The organism is Shewanella sediminis HAW-EB3 (assembly GCF_000018025.1).
Classification (GTDB): Bacteria; Pseudomonadota; Gammaproteobacteria; order Enterobacterales; family Shewanellaceae; genus Shewanella; species Shewanella sediminis.
In genome coordinates this window covers 1,648,930-1,667,409 of sequence record NC_009831.1, presented here as the reverse complement: position 1 = coordinate 1,667,409, position 18,480 = coordinate 1,648,930, and the positions used below count along the sequence as shown (strand labels likewise).

Here is an 18,480-nt window from a genome sequence, read left to right as displayed (position 1 = left end):
CTTCTTCTCCAATTTTGCAAATCAATACAGGCTGATTTCAACCAGGTTAGTGTGTTGAGGGTTACATTTACCGATAGCTGTGGGGCGTTGTGAGGTCAGTGCATTCACGCAACCGCCGACATCGACATCACCTTGTTTCTTCGTCCAGGCTCCCTGTGGCAAAGAGGTGACCCCTGGCATTATTCTTGGCGTCACTCGCGCACGAACCTTGAGCTTACCGCGCAGCGAAGTCACCAGTACTTCATCTCCCTGGGAAATTCCCCGTGCTGCTGCATCTTTAGGGTTCATCCATACGGCATCTTCGACGGCTTCACGCATCCAGGGGTTACTGTGGAAACTGGAATGAGTACGCCCCTTGGCATGGTGACCGATCAACTGCAGTGGGTATTGCTTCTTCGTCTCAAGATCCTCAAATCCCTCCCAGGTCTTGATGTATTTAGGAATGGCCGGGATCTCATCCCCTTCATTGAGCGTCCATGTTTTTGACATGGTATCCAGGGTTTCAGAATAGACCTCTATCTTTCCGCTCGGGGTACTCAGGGGGCTAGCAACAGGATCATCAATATAGGATTTGAGACCTATGACGGGCTTGGTGTCTTTGACCCGGTAGATCCCCATCTTCACCAACTCATCATAATTTGGGTAGCCTTTCTTGACTGCTACCTCGTTGTAAAGTGACTCCAGCCATTGTTGATAATTCTTACCCTCGGCATACTCCTGCTCAACGCCCAGGCGTTTTGCAATTTCCAGGCACACCTCGAAGCAACCTTTAGCACTGAACGGGGTATTGACTGACGAGGTCATGGCGGTAAGCACGCCGGCTTCGGTCGCCGAGTTGGCACTGATATCGGTTCCCTCCGCGTCGGTCAGATCGGGCAATAGGATATCTGCATATTTGGCACTGGGCGTCATCTGAACATCGTGCACCAGAATAAACTCACACAGAGACTCATCCTGAAGGATTTCATGAGTTTTGTTGACATCTGAATGCTGGTTAATCAGGGCATTACCCGCATAGTTCCAGATAAATTTGATGTTTGCCGACAGCTTCTCTGCACCACGAATACCATCTGTGGTGGCGGTCATCTCCTCGCCCCGAACAACGGCATCAGTCCACAGGAAGCAGGGGATCTTGGCGGTAACCGGGTTAGCCCCGGTTGGAGAGAAGGCCAATGGGTAGACGTTTCTAGCAGGCTGAAAACCGGTATTGGTTCCGGACTGGCCCACTTTACCCAGCAAGAGTGGCAACATCAGAATGGAGCGAACCGCCTGCTCTCCACACGCATGGCGCTGTACACCGAGCCCTTGAGAGATAAACGGCGCCTTGGCAGCAATCAGCTTAGTGGCCAGCAGACGGATCTCTTCGGCACAGATACCGGTAATGGCTGCAGCGTACTCAGGGGTTTTAACCACCCCATCCGGCCCCTGGCCAAGGATATGAGACTTATAGTCGCTGTTTGCGGCCGCGCTGGCCGGCAGAGTCGATTGATCGTAACCGACACAATACTTGGCCAGGAAGGCTTCATCGGCGGCACCTTGAGTAATTATCTCGTACGCTAATGCTTCACAAAGTGCGCCATCGGTGCCGGGGCGTATGGCAAGCCAATGACACTGGCTGCTCACAGCCGTATCTGAGTAACGCGGGTCAACGACATAAGTTTCTACGCCTTTAGCGACCACGCTAAGGGCATAGCTGCCGCCGGCGCCGCTCATCTCAGTCTCGGCCGGGTTATGACCAAAACTCAGGTATAGATCGCTGTTTCTCAGCTCCGCATAGCCACTTGCCGGACGACCACCGAAGGTGTACTGACCCGCGTTCGATGCCTGTCCGCTGCTATAGGTGTTATATTGACCCAGGTAACCACCCAAAATGTTCAGCAGCTTAGCTCCCCAGAGTCCGCCATAAGCCCAGTGACCACCGGAGAAAAAGGAGTACAAGCGCCCGGAAGCGTATTGACAGTAAACGGACTCATTACCATAGGTATCAATAACTCGCCTTAATTGAGCGGCAATGGTGTCAAAGGCTTCTTCCCAGCTGATCTCCCTGAAATTCCCCTCTCCGCGCTTACCTACACGCTTCATCGGCACCTTTAGGCGATCTGCGGCGTAGACTTTTTTCTTGGTTGAGCGTCCTTTGGCACAAGCTCGGGACTGATGGCTCTCCCAACTGTCATCCCCCAGATCATCAGACTCGATTCGGGCAATTTTGCCATCTCGAGTGACAACCTTAAGCGGACAACTGTGGCCACAGTTACAGGTGCAGGAACTCCAATTGATTTTTTCGGCTACCGGAACCTCTGGAATAACGGTTTCTGTCTTTTTGCTGCCACAGGCAGTCACACAGGAGACCGCACCTGCAGCGGCACTGAGTTTTAAAAAATCACGTCTTTGCATGAGTTTTTCCTTTTTTACAGGGTGTAGTTAAACGACAGCATCACTTGGTGCGCGTTATAGTTATGGTTAAGCTCACCTAACGTGGTTAGCCCCGGCACAGCATTCGTCGCGACTTGAGCCGCATCTGTGTCGTAATATCGTTCATATTGATAACTCAGCTTCAATGCCATCTGTTTGCTCAAGGCATAATCGGCATACATACGCACGCTGTGGTTATAGGAGAAGTAATCACCGTATGGCTGACTAGCATCAGCCGTGACGAGGGTGCCCCCGACCGAGGTGTCACTGATTGAATTACTGAACAGGTAATCACCGCCTAAGGTGATCTTCTCCTGCATCAGGCCGCCATAACTGAAGCCGGCACCGATATTGATAAATTCATCTTCGATATCGGCGTTCCAGTCCGGGGCAGAGAAGCTCTGGCTACCGGCTTGAGCCGAGTTGATCCACTGCTGACCGGCAAAACCGTAAGCCGACAGCTGCTTGCTAAACTGCAGGCTAAGATTGACGTCATAGCCAAAGTCTTGTAACTCGGTCAGGCCTATCTCGGTGGCATCATAATCGTCTTTGGCATAACGGCCGATCACGTCGATACTCATCCAGGACAGCGGCGTGTGGTTAACCTTAAGCTCGACGGCATTACGTTTGCGATCCGCAAGATAGTACTTACGCATCAAGGCGTTCTCCTCAGAGGAGGTGACCTCGTTCACCTCATAATCTGAGCCACCACGGTTGCCATGGCTGGCTTTCAGATTGACATTGAACTTGTCGAAGGCGCTCACATTAAATTTGGCCCACAGGCTATCTTCATTGGTCTGCTCGCGCTCGCTATAGCTACGGTCGACCTCTTTCCTGTCATAACCGGCTTGCAGACGGTAACCACTGGCGATGCGATAGCTGGCATTGACCTTATAGGTGTTGCGCTCGATATCCTGAGGAACATTTTGCTTAAACGCACCGCTTAAGCCGTTGTAGCTGTACTGAGTAAACTCCCACACAGAGCTCTTGTTATCTCGCTTGCTGTAATCGACGCTGCCGCCTAAGCGCAGGCGATTGCTCAACATTGAGGTCACGGCAAAACGACCATCCAAGGTATCTATCTGCCCATCCCAGCTCTGCAGCGGATTACCACTCATCTGAATAAGCGAGTCATCCTGGATCATCCGCCCCGTCACCAGACGGCCACTCATCACGGTACGATTTAGCTGGTACTGGCCAGATAGTGACACCTGATGAGCCTCATTATCCGGCGTTGCCGAGTAGACATCATTCATATGAGGCAGGCTCAGGTCTTTGATGTTATTGCTGTAGTAACTACCAAAATAGCTCAGCTCGGTTAACCAGTTATCACCGGCTAACGATGCCCCTGCATCGAGCTGCTTAGTGGTGGCATCGACAGGCAAGCCAAAGTTAACCGGACTCGGGGCGACCAGGCTGCTCGATTGATGACCCGTCTTCTCCTCCTGGCTATAACGGATGAAGGTGTTATAAACCCCCTCTCCATAGTTAAAGCCTATCGCCGACTTCTCACGCTTTAGCGCCAGATCAAACTCATTGGTGTAGGCGCTGGGGGTTAGCATCCCATCATTATGCCAAAGCTGACTCTGCACATCGCCCGCCTGATAACTCTTAAGCGACTGATAATCCAACTCCAGCTCATATAGCCCTGACTTTCCGACCTTGATGTTGGCAAAGCCGTTATCCATGCCTAACTGATGAGCCTGAATCTGAGCCTGATACCCGGTCTCATTTTGATAGCGGATATCACCACTTACGGCTGCGATAGCACCATCTTCGGCACTTCCCAGCGCATTACCCGCATGGATATCATCCACCGAGTTATAACCCGCCGAGACCGAGACCTCACCGCGGTAGCCATCACTTGAGACACAGCGTTTACATTCATACTTATCAAAATTGATCGAGTCAGTATTGGCGTTACCGACACCGAAGTTTGTCGCCATCGCCGAACCTGAAACGGCCAGCAACGACACTGTGATGATATTGAGTTTAAATCTCATGATATTGCTCCCTATTAGCGCTGCAGCAGGCTGCCTGATGGATGGTTAGAACCATGGATCTTGCTATGACAGTTCAAGCAACTCTTACCACCGCCGAAGGCATCCATTCCCGGTTCCTGCACCACTCGGCTGGCATGACCATCGGGCGCATGACACTGCTGACAGAGTTGAGGCGCACGGCTCTTCAGCATGCCTTCGTTGACGCTGCCATGGGGGTTATGACAGGTAACACAGTTCTCGGTAACCGGTGCGTGTTCCCATAAAACCGGTCCACGCTTCTCACTGTGACATAAATAGCAGGTGTCATTAATTGTCGGTTTATTCAGGGCACTTTCGCTCATGGAGCCGTGAGGAGAGTGACAATCGATACAGGTCATCTGGTCCCATTTCAGCGGGTGAGATGAGCGCTTGTTCATATCGGCTTTTGCCTGGGCGTGACAGCTGGTGCAGCTATCGTTGACACTGAGCTTGTCGAGCACAGGATCTTTGGCGGCATGCAGCTGATGGCAATCGCTGCAGGCCACTTCATTGAGATTATGGTTGCTGCTATGCCAAGCCATCTGCTCAGGATCGTTGTGACAGCCCAGACAGACACTGTTTTTACTTTCGGCAGAAAGCTTGCTCTCTTTGCCAAACGCAATCATCGGCTCCTTTCCGCCCCTGTTATGCTTGCCCTGCGGGCCATGACAGGCTTCGCATTGCAGGCCTGCCATAGGAGCATCGGCGTGATTCATCTTGCCATGAACACCATCGAAGATAGCCATGACGGTATCACTCTTCTTATGACACATAAGACAGGAGTCGGCGCCTTTTTTGGAATACTTCCCTTCAGAAAATTTCTGCATCAACAGCTCAGTTAATACACCTTCCGTTAAATCATTCCAAGGAGTCGAACTGACTCCAGATGAAACACTCAAGCATATAACAACACTGAGCAGTCGCATGGTAATTTGATACCATTTCATAAAGTTACCTTAATTATTATTTTGATAGTTAGCGCTTAATAAAAGTGTTTAATACCAGAAAATTATATATCTTCAACATTCATTGAAATAGGTAAAGTACTTGGCACAAAACGACAATAGTGACCTTAATCAATGACTGATATAACAGATAAAAGAAATTCACTTAATAAACTCCGTGATAACTTGTTTTATTTATCACAGTGCTTAATAATTGTTTCCGCTGGTGTTAGAATAAAACTGCTGACATCATATATATAGTTAACTTATTGGCGGGCATATTCACAATGATAAAATATAGGGTTTTACCTGCTGTGATGACTAAGTTAGTCATTGAATATTGTGAAGTTACTGGTTTTGCAATACCAGAAGATTATCATCACCTGAAACATTTAAATGACTTCGACCTTATCGGGTATAACGTACTTTTAGAACTACTGAATACGATTGAGAATAATTCAGACAACAATATCTTTTTCGTGGAGCTACTCCCTTTCATCAAGCGGCGATTCATCCCTTATTTAAGTCAGCATTTAAGAGATACCAGCAGTAGTGCCCAAATATTGAATGGACTCTTAAATACATTCCCAAATAAATCTGCCAGCGTTGATTGGAAAATCATTCATTCTAAAACTGAAATCGAATTAGTATCTAAGCGCCCCAGCCTCATGTCGTCCAGCTCGAAATATTGCGACATCTATCTTTACAGCTTCATGCTTGAGCTCTTAGTTGAAAATGAAGCGGCCTCCGGCAAAGACATACTCAGCGTTAAACTCCCATTTGAAAGGAGTCATTATGCCAAATACGTTGATATTTTTGAAAATGTAGAGTTTGAAAGTAACCATATGTCAATTCTGGTTAGAAAACCGGAACGAGAGACTTATGAACCTGAATCGAGAACCATCGAATTACCCAATCTAACCCTCATAGATCAAGTTACTGCAGCCGCAAATACTATTGATGTTAATACATTGAACTTAAAATCATTATCCTCATTAATCGGCATTTCCGAACGAAACCTCCAACGAAAATTATGTTCTGCAGGAAAAAAACCGACCGCAATAATAAAGAGTGTTAAGTTTTCAAGAGCACGTCAAAATCTAATCAGAAATAAGGGGTGCGTAAAGAGAACCGCTTATGAGTGTGGATATACAGATTTAAGTAATTTTACCCGGCTATTTGTAAATATTACCGGTCTCCCACCAAGAGAGTACGTTAAAGCTAACACTCATCTATTCAGGTAATATCCAGCTAATACTTATCCAGTTCAGCCGTCGAACAAAATTAACCGTAACGCGTCAAGCCTCCATAATTAACAGTGGACCAAACAGCAAATGAATCTATTTCAACGTCAATATAAGATTAGCCAACTTTCATTATACCTCGAAGACTTCATCACTGACGATTTGAATATCACAACAATATTTGAATACGTTCCTGTATCAACCATAGCAAATTTCATTTCTCGATTTGCCTTAAATGAGTCAACGGAACACACCCCGAAAATCCAATGCTTAATTGCAATGGCACATTGTGCAGAACGGCTTCCGGAGCGGCGTAATGATGTTGAAAACCTGACTCTATTTATTATTAAAACTGCCAGTGTTCAATTCCCACAATTGCTACCTATCCTCAATAAAGTCCCAAACACTGAGAAACATAGCAATATGATTGGTCAACAAACCAACTCGCTCTATTGACTCCAACTCCCAAAAGTTCAAAAAGCCATAGCTAACCATCAAGTTATACGCCGATGTTGCAGGCAAAGTGTTTCATCAATTAGATCAATGAATACAACCAGGTTCCCAGTCTATAGATGTCATAGAGGAAGTAACAGAGAAGAAAAAGCGTACCAATCTGAATTAACTTATCTCTCCAATCTATGTCTGACAGAAAATCTTCGACATCTTCCTCTATCGATTCCTCTGACTGGCTTATATCGTCGACTCCTTGTGTATTGCCTCCTTGTATAGCCTGCCTGGCTGTATTGATTGGGGTAACGGAAGAGTTGGTCGCATCTTGTTGAGCAGCCCTCAACGCTAAATTTTCTAACGTCAATTTATCATTCTCAAACCGCAGCTTTTTCATGCTTCTCACCTGTACCGAGAAACCGATAAAACCCGCCAACGGAATTAAAATAGCCATAATTACAAACCAAATGATTTCCATATTCATCTCTATAGCTTCATCTTGTGTGGAGTACTATTATTACCTGTTAGTCAGTGCCACTTAACTTCTGTTATCGCACACTGTTGATTTTCACTTTTTATTAGCTCTACTCTAGCAGAACTGATGCGTTCAGGGAGCACTTCATTGTTGATCGGCTCCTATTTTTCTCTTAAATCGTGTCTACTTACGAAAAAAGTTTATGTGATATCCCTCCCTACAGAACCGACCTGGCATCCAGCAGCAAAAGTACCACAGTCACGATAACTAACAGCAAAAACAGAGTGACCGCAATTGACCAACGCTGCAAAAAGTATTCACCGGCGTCGAACGCTCTTTGCCATACACGTTTTTGCCAGAGCTCATCCCATCTGGCAAGCCATGAAGCGCGGAATTTCGGTAAAGTATCGGTTCCTGTCCGCCGCCCCCAGCGAATGAAAGCTTTAAACCAGTGCTCCATCTCCAGTGCTGTCCGGTCAGCCCTCTTCGACCCGGACACCTTGCCCTTCGCCTTATAGCATTCGAAACTGACGATCATAATCGCCAATCCCAATCCAACTGTAAAAATGAAGATAGGGGCCAAATCTCCATACCTGTTCCATAAGGCAGGATCGCTCAAACCAGCCCCCAAGCCCATAACGAAGCTTCCCGTCACTATGATGGCAACATAGGCTGGTAGCTGTTTGCGTTGTGCCCGCATAAAACCAAAAAGTATGACATAAAGGATTGTGACTGCGCCAACGGCCTGGAGCAAGATCCCCGGCATCGGCGCAGCCATCTCACCCAGAGGCAGCCAGCGTACGATGCCAAGCAAGCCGGTTGCGACGGGACCAACCCACAACAGCAGTGCCGTTGCGGGGCGAGCAGAGGCATAGGCCAATGGCAGCCATATGTGTAACGGCCATAAACCCACCTTGAGGGCGAAGCCAACAATCACTATCGACAGATAGAGATCTGAGGATTTGGTTAGCGACACTGCGTGAGCCAGGATTGCGAAACCCAGATCTTCAGTTATCGCTTCGGCCATCACCATAGCCTCAAACAGGATAATATCCGCGAAGATCAGCAACACCAGGTATACCCGTCCGGCGCGACGAGTCGACTCATCTGCATCGGCAAGCAACAGGCCAATACACGCATACCCCATCAGGGTCGTGAACGCGAAGAAACAGACCAAATCCGTCGCCAGAATCGCGCCCAGCTGCCCCGCCAAAGATAACAGAAACAAGCTTGTCTGAGGATGATAAACATCACGCCCATCCGGAGCGTGCAAAGAGGTTGCCGCAACGCCCCACACCACTACTGATATCGCCAACCACCAGCGAGACCCCGCATCGAGACCCAGCCCTGATCCCAACTGAAACCAAGGCAGTTCAATACAATAATCTACAGGGATAAACACCAGAGCAACCGCTGGCAACAGGGCAATATGTACAGGCCAGGGCAGACGACGATGCAATGCCGGAAACGCCAGCAACAGCGGCAACACCAGTGCCGATACAAGCAGAAAGGCACTCACTATGCCGTTCACTGCGCGAGTCCTCGGTTCACAATTAAACGAGCCCATTCCAATAGGCCAAACGGCGCAGATGCTAACAGCCCCAGAACCAATGTCATTAAAGCGGTAACCAATGGGGGAAGCAGTAACGCCCACGCTGTCTCTTGGCGTCCGAAAGTACGTTCTGCCGGCCAGCTGTCGGGAGGCTTCTTAAACCAAGCGATATACAATATCGGCAGAAAGTAGGCAGCATTGAGTATACTGCTACCTGCCAGAATCAATATCACCCAGTCTTGCCCGGCATCCAATGCCCCTCGTCCGAGATACCACTTGCTGAAAAAACCTGCCAGCGGCGGCGCCCCTATCATACCAAAGGCACCAATCGTGAATGCTGACATGGTCCACGGCATGCGCCAACCGACTCCATTCATCTCACTGATCTTGTGAATTCCCAGCGTCTCTGCGAGGTTTCCTGCGCAAAAAAACAGGGTGATTTTCTGTACTCCCTGATGCACCAGATGGATCAGACCGCCAATAGTCGCGACGGGACCGGCAACCGCGATGCCTAGCACTATGTATGACACCTGGCTGACCGTAGAGAACGCAAGCCGACGCTTCAGTTCATCCTGAAACAAGGCCCGCAGCGAACCGTAAATAATAGTTGCGGCAGCCAGTATCGTCAAAGGTAATGTCACCCCCAAACCAGTGGCAAACTCAATGCCATACACATCGTAAACGACCCGTACAATACCGAATGCCCCCGCCTTCACCACGGCCACGGCATGCAGCAATGCACTCACCGGTGCCGGTGCCACCATAGCCAGAGGTAGCCAGCCATGCAGGGGAAGCAATGCCGCTTTTACACCCAGCCCGGCGATCAACAATGCGAAGATTAACATTAGTGTTGGGTGCAGAGAGGTATCGAGACCAGACAGGAACCCGCGAGCCGTAAACTCCAGGGTGCCGGCAAGGGTATAGAGCCACACCGACGACAGCAGCAGCAATGCACCACCGGCGATAGTATAGGTCAGATAAATTCTGCCAGCTCTTCGCGCCACCTCGGTTCCGCGATGTACGATCAACGGATAAGTGCACAGGGTCAATAGTTCATAAAACACCAAGAAGGTCATCAGGTTGCCCGCCAGAGCAATACCGACAGTAGCCGTTACACACAGACTGAAGAAGCCGAAAAAGCGGCTGCGGTAAGGTGACTCCTCCAGATAACCAATGGCATAAACGGTAGTAACCAGCCACAATCCGGCGGAAAGCAGCACGAAAAGCATCGACAGTGGTTCGGCACGCAGTACCAAATCGAGTCCAGGCAGTAGCGGTAGGCGTGACTCGTAATGGTAGCCGTGTAACATGCCCCAAAACATTCCCCCAATCAGCACTATTTTAAGTAACGCACTGGCCAAATTAAGCGCTGTGCGGGCAACAACATGCTCCTCGGACAAAAAGAAGATCATCAATCCCGGTATGAGAGAGCTGCCGAGGACCAACAATGGCAGGGCCGTACTCCAATTCATCCGGTACCTCCTTCGCCAAAGGGGGAACCAATCTCCATCAGCGCCAACGGCCAGGAAGCGAACAGCCCCAAAAAGATAACCACCAATGCCAGCCCCAGAGCGGTCCACTCCATTCTGGCCGGCACATCTCGGGCCTCGAGTGTCTGCTCGGCTTGGGTAAACACATGACCTACGACCTTAAAAACATAAGCAGCGGCCAGTAACCCGCCGAGAAGGAGAATAACTCCCCACCACCACTGCCCCGACTGTATTGATGCCTCCAGCAATAACCACTTGGCGATGAACCCGCCACTAGGCGGTAGACCCATAATACTGATCCCCGCGAGGGCAAATGCTGTCAAAGTAAGGGGCAGACGCTGTGCTATCGAAGAGAGAGCCGCGATGCGATCATCTCCTCCGGCAGCCAGTATATTTCCCGCCGCCATGAACATTGCCGCTTTGGCCACAGCATGAGACAGCAACATATATAGCGCTCCCTTCCAGGCAATACTTATCCCCAACGGAAAAGCCAAAAACAGATAACCTAGCTGCGATACCGTCGAGTAGGCAATAAGCAATTTAAGTCGTGTCTGTCGCAGTGCCTGGATCCCGCCCCAAAGGACTGCCGCCGCGCCAAGCAACCCCAGTAACTGAGCGAATGAAGTACCGACCATTGGAAAGATCTCCAGCCACATGCGCAGCAGAATATAGAAGGAAGCCTTGACCACCAATGCGGACAACAGTGCACTCACCGGCGCCGGAGCACAGGCATGAGCTGCCGGTAACCAGAAATGCATAGGGAAAAGCGCAGTCTTAAGAAGCAGGCCGGTACTTATCAATCCTACCGCCGCCCACACTGCAGGCGACGGCTCCGCCCGTTGCGCCAGTATTGCAATATCCAGACTGCCAAAACTGTGATAAAGAAAGGCAACACCCAGCAGGTAAAACAGGGAGCCCATCAGGTTGACCAGCAGATAACGCATGGCTGAGGTCAGGGCTTCCGCCCCATTGGCCAATGCCACAAGGGCCACTGCCGTCAATCCCAGCAATTCCAGTGTGACATAGAGATTGAAGATATCAGAAGATAGAAACAGTGCATTCAGTGCTCCACACAGGAACAACCATAGCGGCCAAAAATGGTTCGCTTTATCGCGACTGAAATAACCGCTGGAATAGACGCTGATACCCAATCCCACCAAGGCCGACACCGCCACCATAAGCAGACTCAGCCCATCGGCGTAAAGGTCGATACCCAGGGGGGCGCCCCAGCCACCAACGGCGTAACGCTGCGCCCCCTCCTCGCTCAGTTGCCAACCCAGCCCCCACACACAAGCGACAACTGCCAGCGAAATAAGCAGACCCAGTGATTTAGATATTATCGGGAACAGGAAGCAAGCCATGCCCCCCATTAAAGGTAAGATGATCAGCACCACAATCCACGGGACGTCCCCCAATATTAACTCCATAGGCAGCAAACTCAGCCGTTTACAGTGATCACTCCCGGCCCCTGTCGGGAAGTTCATTTTTTCCGGTTGCCCGATTTACCTTCAGCATCAAGATGAGTGCCAATGCTGTAGCAGACACAGAAACCACGATGCCGGTGATCACCATGGCATGGGGAACAGGATCCGGCAAGACGTCCTCAGTACGGGAAGACAGTGCCACCAACACCAGAAACACGCCTGTACTCATCACATTGACAGCCAGTATCTTGCGCAGCAAATGAGCGTGAACGATCAAGGCGTTCAAGCCCAGAACGAACAAACCCACACCAAGGAGCGCATAGAGGTAAACATAGCTCATTTGTCCGCCCCCCCCGGTCGTCTCCCCAGGAACATGGCCGCCAGCGTAGCACCGATGGACAGCGTAGCCGCTACTTCGATCATCAATATCAGCTCACTGGCCACAGAAGGTGGATACTGTAAGAATCCACCTTCTATCAGAAGTAAAGCCGTACCGGCCATGACAAACATACCCAGGCCCAGGACTATAAGCATTCTCAATGGCAGTCCTGAGCATCTGTTGCCGATACGCCATCCGCAAAGCAGCAGCAATACTCCCGCAGCTCCCAGCAGAGATCCGGCTTGAAAGGCTCCCCCCGGCGCATCGGCGCCTATCCACAACAGATAACCGGCCACCAGGATCAGCACGGGAACCAGCTGACGTGACATAATGTCCAAAACCAGCCCCGGGCTTGTTTCGTGATAATCAGGCATGCCGCCGAGTGACCACACGCCAAGCAGAGCCACCATCAACACTCCCATCTCCAGCAAAGTATCGTAACCGCGAAAGTTGAGCAGCACCGCAGTCACTGGATTAGACACGCCACTAACCTCCATGTTGTCGACCAGCATTTTGGGCAGACCTTCCACAGGTTCAGGCATAGACAATACGGTATAACCGAGACCCACACAGAGCATCAGCAACAATGGCAACAACCAAGGATTCCTCTCCATATCATCTCTCCTGGTTTACCCTGGGGACAGTTTATCTTCCGAGCTTAAATTTCATTCAACCTCAATGCTCTTACGTGCACGCTGCGAGCAATGTAGCATCTTTTTGCTCGTCTCTATTTTGGTTCCTCATCTGAATCATCTTGAATATGTGACTGAACGTCCTCACCGTCAGATGCACCGTTACTGATATCCTTGAGTCGCGCGTATGCGGCCAGCAACAGGGCGCCGGTCAGACCCGCACCAATAGCCGCCTCAGCCAGAGCTATATCCGGCGCATTGAGCCGCACCCAAGCTAATGCCATCAGCAGCCCGAAGCTGATAAACAGCACAATCGCCTTGAAAATATCCGTGCTCGCGAGTGCCAGCCAGGCCAGACTGAACAAGCTCACTCCCAACAGGCCATCTAACACCCAGTTTAGTATGGTCAGCGCTTCCACGGCTTGATCCCCCGCAGCAAAGCACGTCTTGCAATCAAATGAGAAATACTGGCGCTGGCGAGCATCACCAATACCCAAATCATCAGCAGCTTGCCCACGGTAAACCAGCTTTGTACCTGAACGGCCAGCCCTGCGATCACCAGCCCAAGGCCCACGTTGTCGCCTTTAGTCAAGGCATGCAGGCGAGTGTAAACATCAGGAAACCGCAACAGGCCCAGGGTGCCAGCCAGAAAGAAAACGCCCCCTGCGATGAGCAGGACGGAGGAGATGAGATCAATTGCCGTCATGCTTTTTCTCCCTAACCCGCCAGGCGCGACGGATAAAAGCTACCGCAGTTACCGCCGCAAGTAAGGCAAATACCAGTGCCACATCACGTAGGGCCGGTTTGTCCGTCGCCTGAGCCAGCAATAACATTGCAGCCACTGATGTGGTGCCGAACAACTGTGCCGTCAACATGCGATCCGCGGCGGTGGGACCGCGCAACACCCGCCACATTCCGACAATGAGGTTCAGCAAGAGGAACAACGCCAGTGTGAAATATAGGGTTTGCATACGGCTTTAGTCGTCCAATATAACCGGCGTTTTAAAGCCCGGTGGTTTGCTCGCGAGTACGGAGCAATCGATTTGATTCAGGATTGATTCCGCGGTATTGCCCATGATAAAGCCTGATACACCAGTACGGGCTACTGTTCCCATAACAACAAGATCTGCGTCGATATGCCTGGCCAGCGCCGGTATCTCTTTGCGAGCTCCTCCCTTCACCAGATGCTTTTGGGGTTTAAGATAATGCAAAGTATCCTGCCCCATATTGGCGCTCACCTCGCACATCAGATCATCCAGATTAGCCTCATGTTGTCGTCTAACTTGCTCGACACAGGCGTTGACTTCGCTTTCCGACGCATTCATGAATGCCCCATGACGCATGGACCCCTCTCCTAACACATTCCATGCATGCACGATATGCAGCTCGGCAGCCCCGGCCAGAGCCAGAGAGCTGGCCATTTCGAGTACCTGACGGTTAAGTGCATGTCGTGATTCCATCTCTTGCGGCTGATGGGTGTCATCGACATCGACTGCGGCCAGGATGACTCTGTGGGTCTTTGGGGCCTGCGACTTGATTAACCAAACCGGACAGGGGCACTTGCGCAAGATATGCATATCGTCACTGCCAAATAACCGTTCTAACCAATCCTGATATTCAGGTACTTTGATCACCAGATCCCGCCCGTTGCGCAGAACCTCACGTATGATCTCCAGGAATGGCGTGCCAACCAATACTTTAGTTTCGATCTTAACCCGCTTAGCGAACGGCTCAACGAATGCCTCCAGTCGTTGTTTGTGTATACTGACCATCGCGGCCTGCAAATTGGCTAAGCCAGAGCCACCATCAGACATCCCAATCCCCACAGTGACATATGGCGCCACGTCAACCACAGTTAAACAGGCCTGATTATTCTCGGCCAGAGTGACGGCACGCTCCAGAGCCGGTTCGCAAACTTTCACCGGTTCCAACACACAAAGTATGTCTTTAAATCTCTTCATTGCATTCATCTCCTTTAGCATCCTGCAGGGATATTTTGAACATCTTGGCAACAATTTGTTCTAGCGTCGCGAGTTCAGATAACACGTTTTTTCGTATATCGAGCACATGAACTTTCAGACAGTTCGCTCCCAACTCGACACTCAATGTACCCGGCAGCAGACTGACCGTATTAACCATGAATACCCGGCACATTCCCGGTGGCAGGCGTAAGGGGAAGTCAACAAGACCCGGTGCTATGGGCATTTGGGGGTGAAATGCGCGCCACGCCACATCGGCACCGCCACGCAGCGAGTGCCAAATAAAAAATGGCACGAAGCGTACAGAGCCAACCACCGAACAGGAAAAAGGAGGCACCAGTACCATGCTTATCAGCGTAGCAACAAGCACTACCGGCGCACCAACCAGCCATGAGTTTACTGACCCCGCAGTGAGCATCCACCACATAAAGGTAAAAGCAGCCGCGCGAAACCATACCCTCCGGAAGTGAATATTCATCAAATCGCTGAACCAGCCCCTACCTGATAGTCGACCCATACCGCATCTCCCTGGAGCATCTCCGTCACCTCATGGCTCACATCCATATACGGCATCAACATCAGGGCGATCCTCGCCATACCCGAACCTGTGACATCACCCAAGCCATGAGCCATCAACTCACTAAACATGCCTTGAAAAATGCTCATTAATCAGCCTTATTACTCTCAGCGCAACGGCGCAACAACTTATCTGTCTCCACTAAAGTGTAGATGATGATTCTGCCTATGAGTATCTCAATTTATTAAGTTATTCCAACCGGAGCGGTGCCAAACAATCGGTTCATCATAGGGAAATATACCTACATCATTTACAGCCAGTATTGCAGAAGTGACCTTGCCAATAACCGATAGAAAAAACAGCGGGGGCAACCACACGAAAGAGAGCGTGACAATCTTGCTCTATTCTGCGAGATTGGCCTAAGCCATCATTTTATAAGGAGATTGGCATGATAGTTTTGTTATCGGGAATGGTGCTGTTTATCGCCATTCATCTATTTCCAACTCAGGTACAAGCTCGGCAAGCCTTGATAGGTAAATTGGGAAGAGTCCCCTATCTGGCGCTGTTTTCCACCATTTCACTTATCGGTTTTGTACTGATCATCAATGGCTTTGGCATGGCCTCTAAGGAGCAACTCTGGCAACCACTGTCTTTCGCCAGACCACTGGTACACGCCATCATGCCACTTGTGTTTATCTTGCTTATTTCAGCCTATCTCGATACCTATATACGCGCAAAACTCAAACATCCCATGTTGATTGCCACCTGCTTATGGGCCTTAGTGCATTTGCTAGCCAACGGTGACCTGGCCTCCAGCGTACTATTTGGCGGATTCTTCCTCTATGCTTTAGCCGACATTTTACTGGCAAAATCCAGAGACAGTATCGTGCCCAAGGGTGAACCTAAGGCAAAGTTCGACGTCATCGCGGTGGTGGTTGGACTAATTGTCTATGCTTTGGTGCTGCGCGGCCACCAAACACTATTCGGTGTGTCCGTGATCGACTGATGGAATGGTGGACGGATAAGATGGGGGGGATTTGCCCCCCTAAATGAGCGAATAACTTTGATAATTAGAGTACTTTGATAGCCAAAGCGCTCTGAAATCTAATCTCTTTGATAACTTGTAGTAAACGAGTAACGGAATTAATTTAAGTAGACTCAACAGCCTTCAATCACCACCTCATAAACCGGCGCGGCTTTTGGGTCATCCTGATTGCAGGTAGCGGGATTAGTCGTACCGTAGGCTTGCTGGTACATAAAATAACATTGACCGGATTTGATATCACTCTGGTCAAAGCCAAAGTAGACCTTATCGACACCCTCAAATTCAAAGCCTAAACGGTCATCGCTGTAATTTAATCTCTTAGCCACATCGGTATTATCCAGATATCCGCATTTTAAACGAGTTTCGAATACACCATCACCGTCAACATCTACATCGGTAAGATCGCCACGACCCGGTACGGGCTGAGCCCGGTAGCTGGAGAGTTTAGATAAGATATACATCTGCTTATTTGCCTCAACAACGGAGGCGCCGAATTGTTGCAACACAGCATCTTTAGCATCGCCGCTCAGGCTAATGAATTTACTGGACGAGGTGACAGCCAGAATTCCCAATATAACAATAACGACGACGAGTTCTATAAGCGTAAATCCATGCGAACTTGAGCAGTTCTTCGAGTCCATTCAATTAACCAATACATTCAAACGTTTTCAGGTGGCTAGATTTTGCACATGATAGAGGGAGAGTTCAAGCTAAATGGATGACGAGAAAGGTAAAGACAGATCTATCTCTCGTCTTCACATCGCTGATGCTCTTTTGCTAGAAGTGGCTAACCAAATTGAGCTAGCTATTTTTCACAGCCCAAATAAGCTCAGTTATACGCTGCATTATTCGAGACCGGGTAGCCTACAGCCTTTGTTAACCTGAATTCTGGTTAGTTTTTAGCTTTGGATTTTTCTCCGCAGTGCCCAGCTAATACAAGCAGTCCTGCCAGGATCCCGAGATTTTTAATGAAGTTTTGCATCTCATGGGCGGCTTCGATTCCGGTGAAGTTCCAAAAATCATGCAAGCTGACATTTATCACCACCACAAGCAGTGCAAGCAGTATCGATACAAGCGCGGTATAGCGGTTCATTAACAGGGCGATGGCGGCAACGATCTCAAATATTGCCGCCGCAGCCAGCAGTTGAGGAGCCATGATCATCCCATGGGTTTCCATTAAGGTTATATGCATATCCCAGCTGACAAACTTCATAATACCGGGCAATAAGAAATAAAGCGCCAGCATTACCCGCCCCACAGTCACCAATTTTTGATTCACCTTCGCTTCCTCTCTGTGGCTTGTATGAATTAGCCACACATATTCGTATTCTCTGACTCATACATTCAGAGCATAAGCTAAGGTTAGATGCTCTCGCCGTTTACCGTTAGCATCACATCGATGTTATTACGAACTGCATTTGAATAAGGACAGACAAGATGCGCATTCCTCACCAAAGCTACGGCTTGTGCTTGAGGCAACTCCAGCTCCACGGCCAAGGCAACGGATAATCCAAATCCCCCCTCTTCTCTAACTCCAATTCCAACCGTTGCAGTTACCGGCGCTTGAGTTAAGACCAACTTACCTTCACGTGCAACATGCAGCAGGGCATTTGAAAAACAGGCACTATAACCTGCGGCAAAAAGTTGTTCCGGGTTGGTCGCCTCTCCCGAGCCTCCCATCTCTTTAGGGTAGCTTAATGCTAAAGATAGCTTGCCATCATCTGTCGCGACATTGCCGTTTCGTCCTGCGCTGGCGGTTGCTTGAGTGCTATATAGTGCTTTCATTGTTTAACTCCATATCTAGTAAAAAGCGCACATTACCTAATATTTTTGATAAAAACTGCCGATAAAAATGCAGGTAAAGATTGTGCGCAATTGAATTAACGCAATTTATACCACGCCAATGACTTGCGAGCAAG

The 18,480-nt window shown here is 49.6% G+C and carries 21 protein-coding genes; 3 read left to right on the top strand and 18 right to left on the bottom strand.

Annotated features, from left to right (window positions below):
• Window positions 1–21: 21 nt before the first annotated feature.
• From SSED_RS07275 to SSED_RS07265, 3 genes are read right to left on the bottom strand one after another with little or no spacing between them, the layout of a single operon-like run.
• A complete protein-coding gene (locus tag SSED_RS07275) occupies window positions 22–2,394 on the bottom strand; it encodes a DMSO/selenate family reductase complex A subunit (protein WP_012141751.1) in 2,373 nt (790 codons plus the stop codon).
• A 14-nt stretch (window positions 2,395–2,408) separates the two neighbouring features.
• Window positions 2,409–4,415, bottom strand: coding sequence for an MtrB/PioB family decaheme-associated outer membrane protein (locus SSED_RS07270; protein WP_012141750.1), 2,007 nt, complete (start codon window positions 4,413–4,415; stop codon window positions 2,409–2,411).
• A gap of 14 nt (window positions 4,416–4,429) precedes the next feature.
• Complete coding sequence (locus SSED_RS07265; RefSeq protein ID WP_012141749.1) at window positions 4,430–5,380, bottom strand: DmsE family decaheme c-type cytochrome; 951 nt, start codon at window positions 5,378–5,380, stop codon at window positions 4,430–4,432.
• Window positions 5,381–5,694: 314 nt separating this feature from the next.
• Between SSED_RS07265 and SSED_RS07260 the strand changes: the two genes are divergently transcribed.
• The gene (locus SSED_RS07260; RefSeq protein WP_223295988.1) at window positions 5,695–6,621 is read left to right on the top strand and encodes a helix-turn-helix domain-containing protein; all 927 of its coding nucleotides are present in this window, start codon (window positions 5,695–5,697) and stop codon (window positions 6,619–6,621) included.
• A 90-nt stretch (window positions 6,622–6,711) separates the two neighbouring features.
• Entirely contained in the window at window positions 6,712–7,077 is a 366-nt protein-coding gene (locus SSED_RS07255) for a hypothetical protein (RefSeq protein WP_041421579.1), read from the top strand.
• Window positions 7,078–7,156: 79 nt separating this feature from the next.
• Here the strand turns inward: SSED_RS07255 and SSED_RS07250 are convergent, their stop codons facing one another.
• The 12 genes from SSED_RS07250 to SSED_RS07195 all read right to left on the bottom strand — a co-directional run bounded on the left by SSED_RS07250 (window position 7,157) and on the right by SSED_RS07195 (window position 15,665).
• Complete coding sequence (locus SSED_RS07250) at window positions 7,157–7,546, bottom strand: hypothetical protein (protein WP_041421578.1); 390 nt, start codon at window positions 7,544–7,546, stop codon at window positions 7,157–7,159.
• A gap of 214 nt (window positions 7,547–7,760) precedes the next feature.
• Window positions 7,761–9,074, bottom strand: a complete 1,314-nt coding sequence (locus tag SSED_RS07245) for a proton-conducting transporter transmembrane domain-containing protein (protein ID WP_012141746.1) — start codon at window positions 9,072–9,074, stop codon at window positions 7,761–7,763.
• Window positions 9,071–10,567: a complex I subunit 5 family protein gene (locus tag SSED_RS07240; RefSeq protein ID WP_012141745.1), complete on the bottom strand. Its 1,497-nt coding sequence runs from the start codon at window positions 10,565–10,567 to the stop codon at window positions 9,071–9,073. The genes SSED_RS07245 and SSED_RS07240 overlap by 4 nt, the downstream gene beginning before the upstream one ends.
• Window positions 10,564–12,069 carry a complex I subunit 5 family protein gene (locus tag SSED_RS07235; RefSeq protein WP_012141744.1) on the bottom strand — a complete coding sequence of 502 codons (1,506 nt, stop codon included), beginning with the start codon at window positions 12,067–12,069 and terminating at the stop codon, window positions 10,564–10,566. Before SSED_RS07235 ends, SSED_RS07240 begins: the two co-directional genes overlap by 4 nt.
• Complete coding sequence (locus tag SSED_RS07230; RefSeq protein ID WP_263053385.1) at window positions 12,041–12,316, bottom strand: NADH-quinone oxidoreductase subunit K; 276 nt, start codon at window positions 12,314–12,316, stop codon at window positions 12,041–12,043. The genes SSED_RS07235 and SSED_RS07230 overlap by 29 nt, the downstream gene beginning before the upstream one ends.
• 29 nt (window positions 12,317–12,345) lie before the next feature.
• Window positions 12,346–13,002 carry an MnhB domain-containing protein gene (locus SSED_RS07225; RefSeq protein ID WP_012141742.1) on the bottom strand — a complete coding sequence of 219 codons (657 nt, stop codon included), beginning with the start codon at window positions 13,000–13,002 and terminating at the stop codon, window positions 12,346–12,348.
• Window positions 13,003–13,115: 113 nt separating this feature from the next.
• Window positions 13,116–13,439, bottom strand: a complete 324-nt coding sequence (locus SSED_RS07220) for a Na(+)/H(+) antiporter subunit B (protein WP_012141741.1) — start codon at window positions 13,437–13,439, stop codon at window positions 13,116–13,118.
• Window positions 13,427–13,726: a monovalent cation/H(+) antiporter subunit G gene (mnhG, locus tag SSED_RS07215; protein ID WP_012141740.1), complete on the bottom strand. Its 300-nt coding sequence runs from the start codon at window positions 13,724–13,726 to the stop codon at window positions 13,427–13,429. Before mnhG ends, SSED_RS07220 begins: the two co-directional genes overlap by 13 nt.
• Window positions 13,713–13,925, bottom strand: a complete 213-nt coding sequence (locus SSED_RS07210) for an MrpF/PhaF family protein (RefSeq protein ID WP_223295953.1) — start codon at window positions 13,923–13,925, stop codon at window positions 13,713–13,715. Before SSED_RS07210 ends, mnhG begins: the two co-directional genes overlap by 14 nt.
• A gap of 72 nt (window positions 13,926–13,997) precedes the next feature.
• Window positions 13,998–14,981 carry a universal stress protein gene (locus SSED_RS07205; RefSeq protein ID WP_012141738.1) on the bottom strand — a complete coding sequence of 328 codons (984 nt, stop codon included), beginning with the start codon at window positions 14,979–14,981 and terminating at the stop codon, window positions 13,998–14,000.
• Window positions 14,968–15,516, bottom strand: coding sequence for a Na+/H+ antiporter subunit E (locus SSED_RS07200; RefSeq protein WP_012141737.1), 549 nt, complete (start codon window positions 15,514–15,516; stop codon window positions 14,968–14,970). The genes SSED_RS07205 and SSED_RS07200 overlap by 14 nt, the downstream gene beginning before the upstream one ends.
• Complete coding sequence (locus tag SSED_RS07195) at window positions 15,477–15,665, bottom strand: hypothetical protein (protein WP_041421576.1); 189 nt, start codon at window positions 15,663–15,665, stop codon at window positions 15,477–15,479. The genes SSED_RS07200 and SSED_RS07195 overlap by 40 nt, the downstream gene beginning before the upstream one ends.
• 299 nt (window positions 15,666–15,964) lie before the next feature.
• On the opposite strand from SSED_RS07195, the gene SSED_RS07190 reads away from it, so the two are divergent.
• Window positions 15,965–16,522, top strand: coding sequence for an NnrU family protein (locus SSED_RS07190; protein WP_012141736.1), 558 nt, complete (start codon window positions 15,965–15,967; stop codon window positions 16,520–16,522).
• Between the two features lie 152 nt (window positions 16,523–16,674).
• On the opposite strand, the gene SSED_RS07185 is transcribed toward SSED_RS07190, so the two are convergent.
• The 3 genes from SSED_RS07185 to ohr form a co-directional block, all read right to left on the bottom strand.
• Window positions 16,675–17,202 carry a type II secretion system protein gene (locus tag SSED_RS07185; RefSeq protein ID WP_012141735.1) on the bottom strand — a complete coding sequence of 176 codons (528 nt, stop codon included), beginning with the start codon at window positions 17,200–17,202 and terminating at the stop codon, window positions 16,675–16,677.
• Window positions 17,203–17,453: 251 nt separating this feature from the next.
• A complete protein-coding gene (locus tag SSED_RS07180; RefSeq protein ID WP_012141734.1) occupies window positions 17,454–17,840 on the bottom strand; it encodes a DoxX family protein in 387 nt (128 codons plus the stop codon).
• An 83-nt stretch (window positions 17,841–17,923) separates the two neighbouring features.
• Complete coding sequence (gene ohr, locus SSED_RS07175) at window positions 17,924–18,346, bottom strand: organic hydroperoxide reductase Ohr (protein ID WP_012141733.1); 423 nt, start codon at window positions 18,344–18,346, stop codon at window positions 17,924–17,926.
• Window positions 18,347–18,480: the final 134 nt, after the last annotated feature.

Coding starts and splice junctions, on each gene's coding strand:
- SSED_RS07225 (WP_012141742.1), bottom strand. CDS start 13,002: ATGGAGAGGAATCCTTGGTTGTTGCCATTGTTGCTGATGCTCTGTGTG.
- SSED_RS07275 (WP_012141751.1), bottom strand. CDS start 2,394: ATGCAAAGACGTGATTTTTTAAAACTCAGTGCCGCTGCAGGTGCGGTC.
- SSED_RS07250 (WP_041421578.1), bottom strand. CDS start 7,546: ATGGAAATCATTTGGTTTGTAATTATGGCTATTTTAATTCCGTTGGCG.
- mnhG (WP_012141740.1), bottom strand. CDS start 13,726: ATGACGGCAATTGATCTCATCTCCTCCGTCCTGCTCATCGCAGGGGGC.
- SSED_RS07195 (WP_041421576.1), bottom strand. CDS start 15,665: ATGAGCATTTTTCAAGGCATGTTTAGTGAGTTGATGGCTCATGGCTTG.
- SSED_RS07235 (WP_012141744.1), bottom strand. CDS start 12,069: ATGAACTTCCCGACAGGGGCCGGGAGTGATCACTGTAAACGGCTGAGT.
- SSED_RS07265 (WP_012141749.1), bottom strand. CDS start 5,380: ATGAAATGGTATCAAATTACCATGCGACTGCTCAGTGTTGTTATATGC.
- ohr (WP_012141733.1), bottom strand. CDS start 18,346: ATGAAAGCACTATATAGCACTCAAGCAACCGCCAGCGCAGGACGAAAC.
- SSED_RS07255 (WP_041421579.1), top strand. CDS start 6,712: ATGAATCTATTTCAACGTCAATATAAGATTAGCCAACTTTCATTATAC.
- SSED_RS07240 (WP_012141745.1), bottom strand. CDS start 10,567: ATGAATTGGAGTACGGCCCTGCCATTGTTGGTCCTCGGCAGCTCTCTC.
- SSED_RS07270 (WP_012141750.1), bottom strand. CDS start 4,415: ATGAGATTTAAACTCAATATCATCACAGTGTCGTTGCTGGCCGTTTCA.
- SSED_RS07185 (WP_012141735.1), bottom strand. CDS start 17,202: ATGGACTCGAAGAACTGCTCAAGTTCGCATGGATTTACGCTTATAGAA.
- SSED_RS07260 (WP_223295988.1), top strand. CDS start 5,695: ATGACTAAGTTAGTCATTGAATATTGTGAAGTTACTGGTTTTGCAATA.
- SSED_RS07205 (WP_012141738.1), bottom strand. CDS start 14,981: ATGAAGAGATTTAAAGACATACTTTGTGTGTTGGAACCGGTGAAAGTT.
- SSED_RS07190 (WP_012141736.1), top strand. CDS start 15,965: ATGATAGTTTTGTTATCGGGAATGGTGCTGTTTATCGCCATTCATCTA.
- SSED_RS07200 (WP_012141737.1), bottom strand. CDS start 15,516: ATGGGTCGACTATCAGGTAGGGGCTGGTTCAGCGATTTGATGAATATT.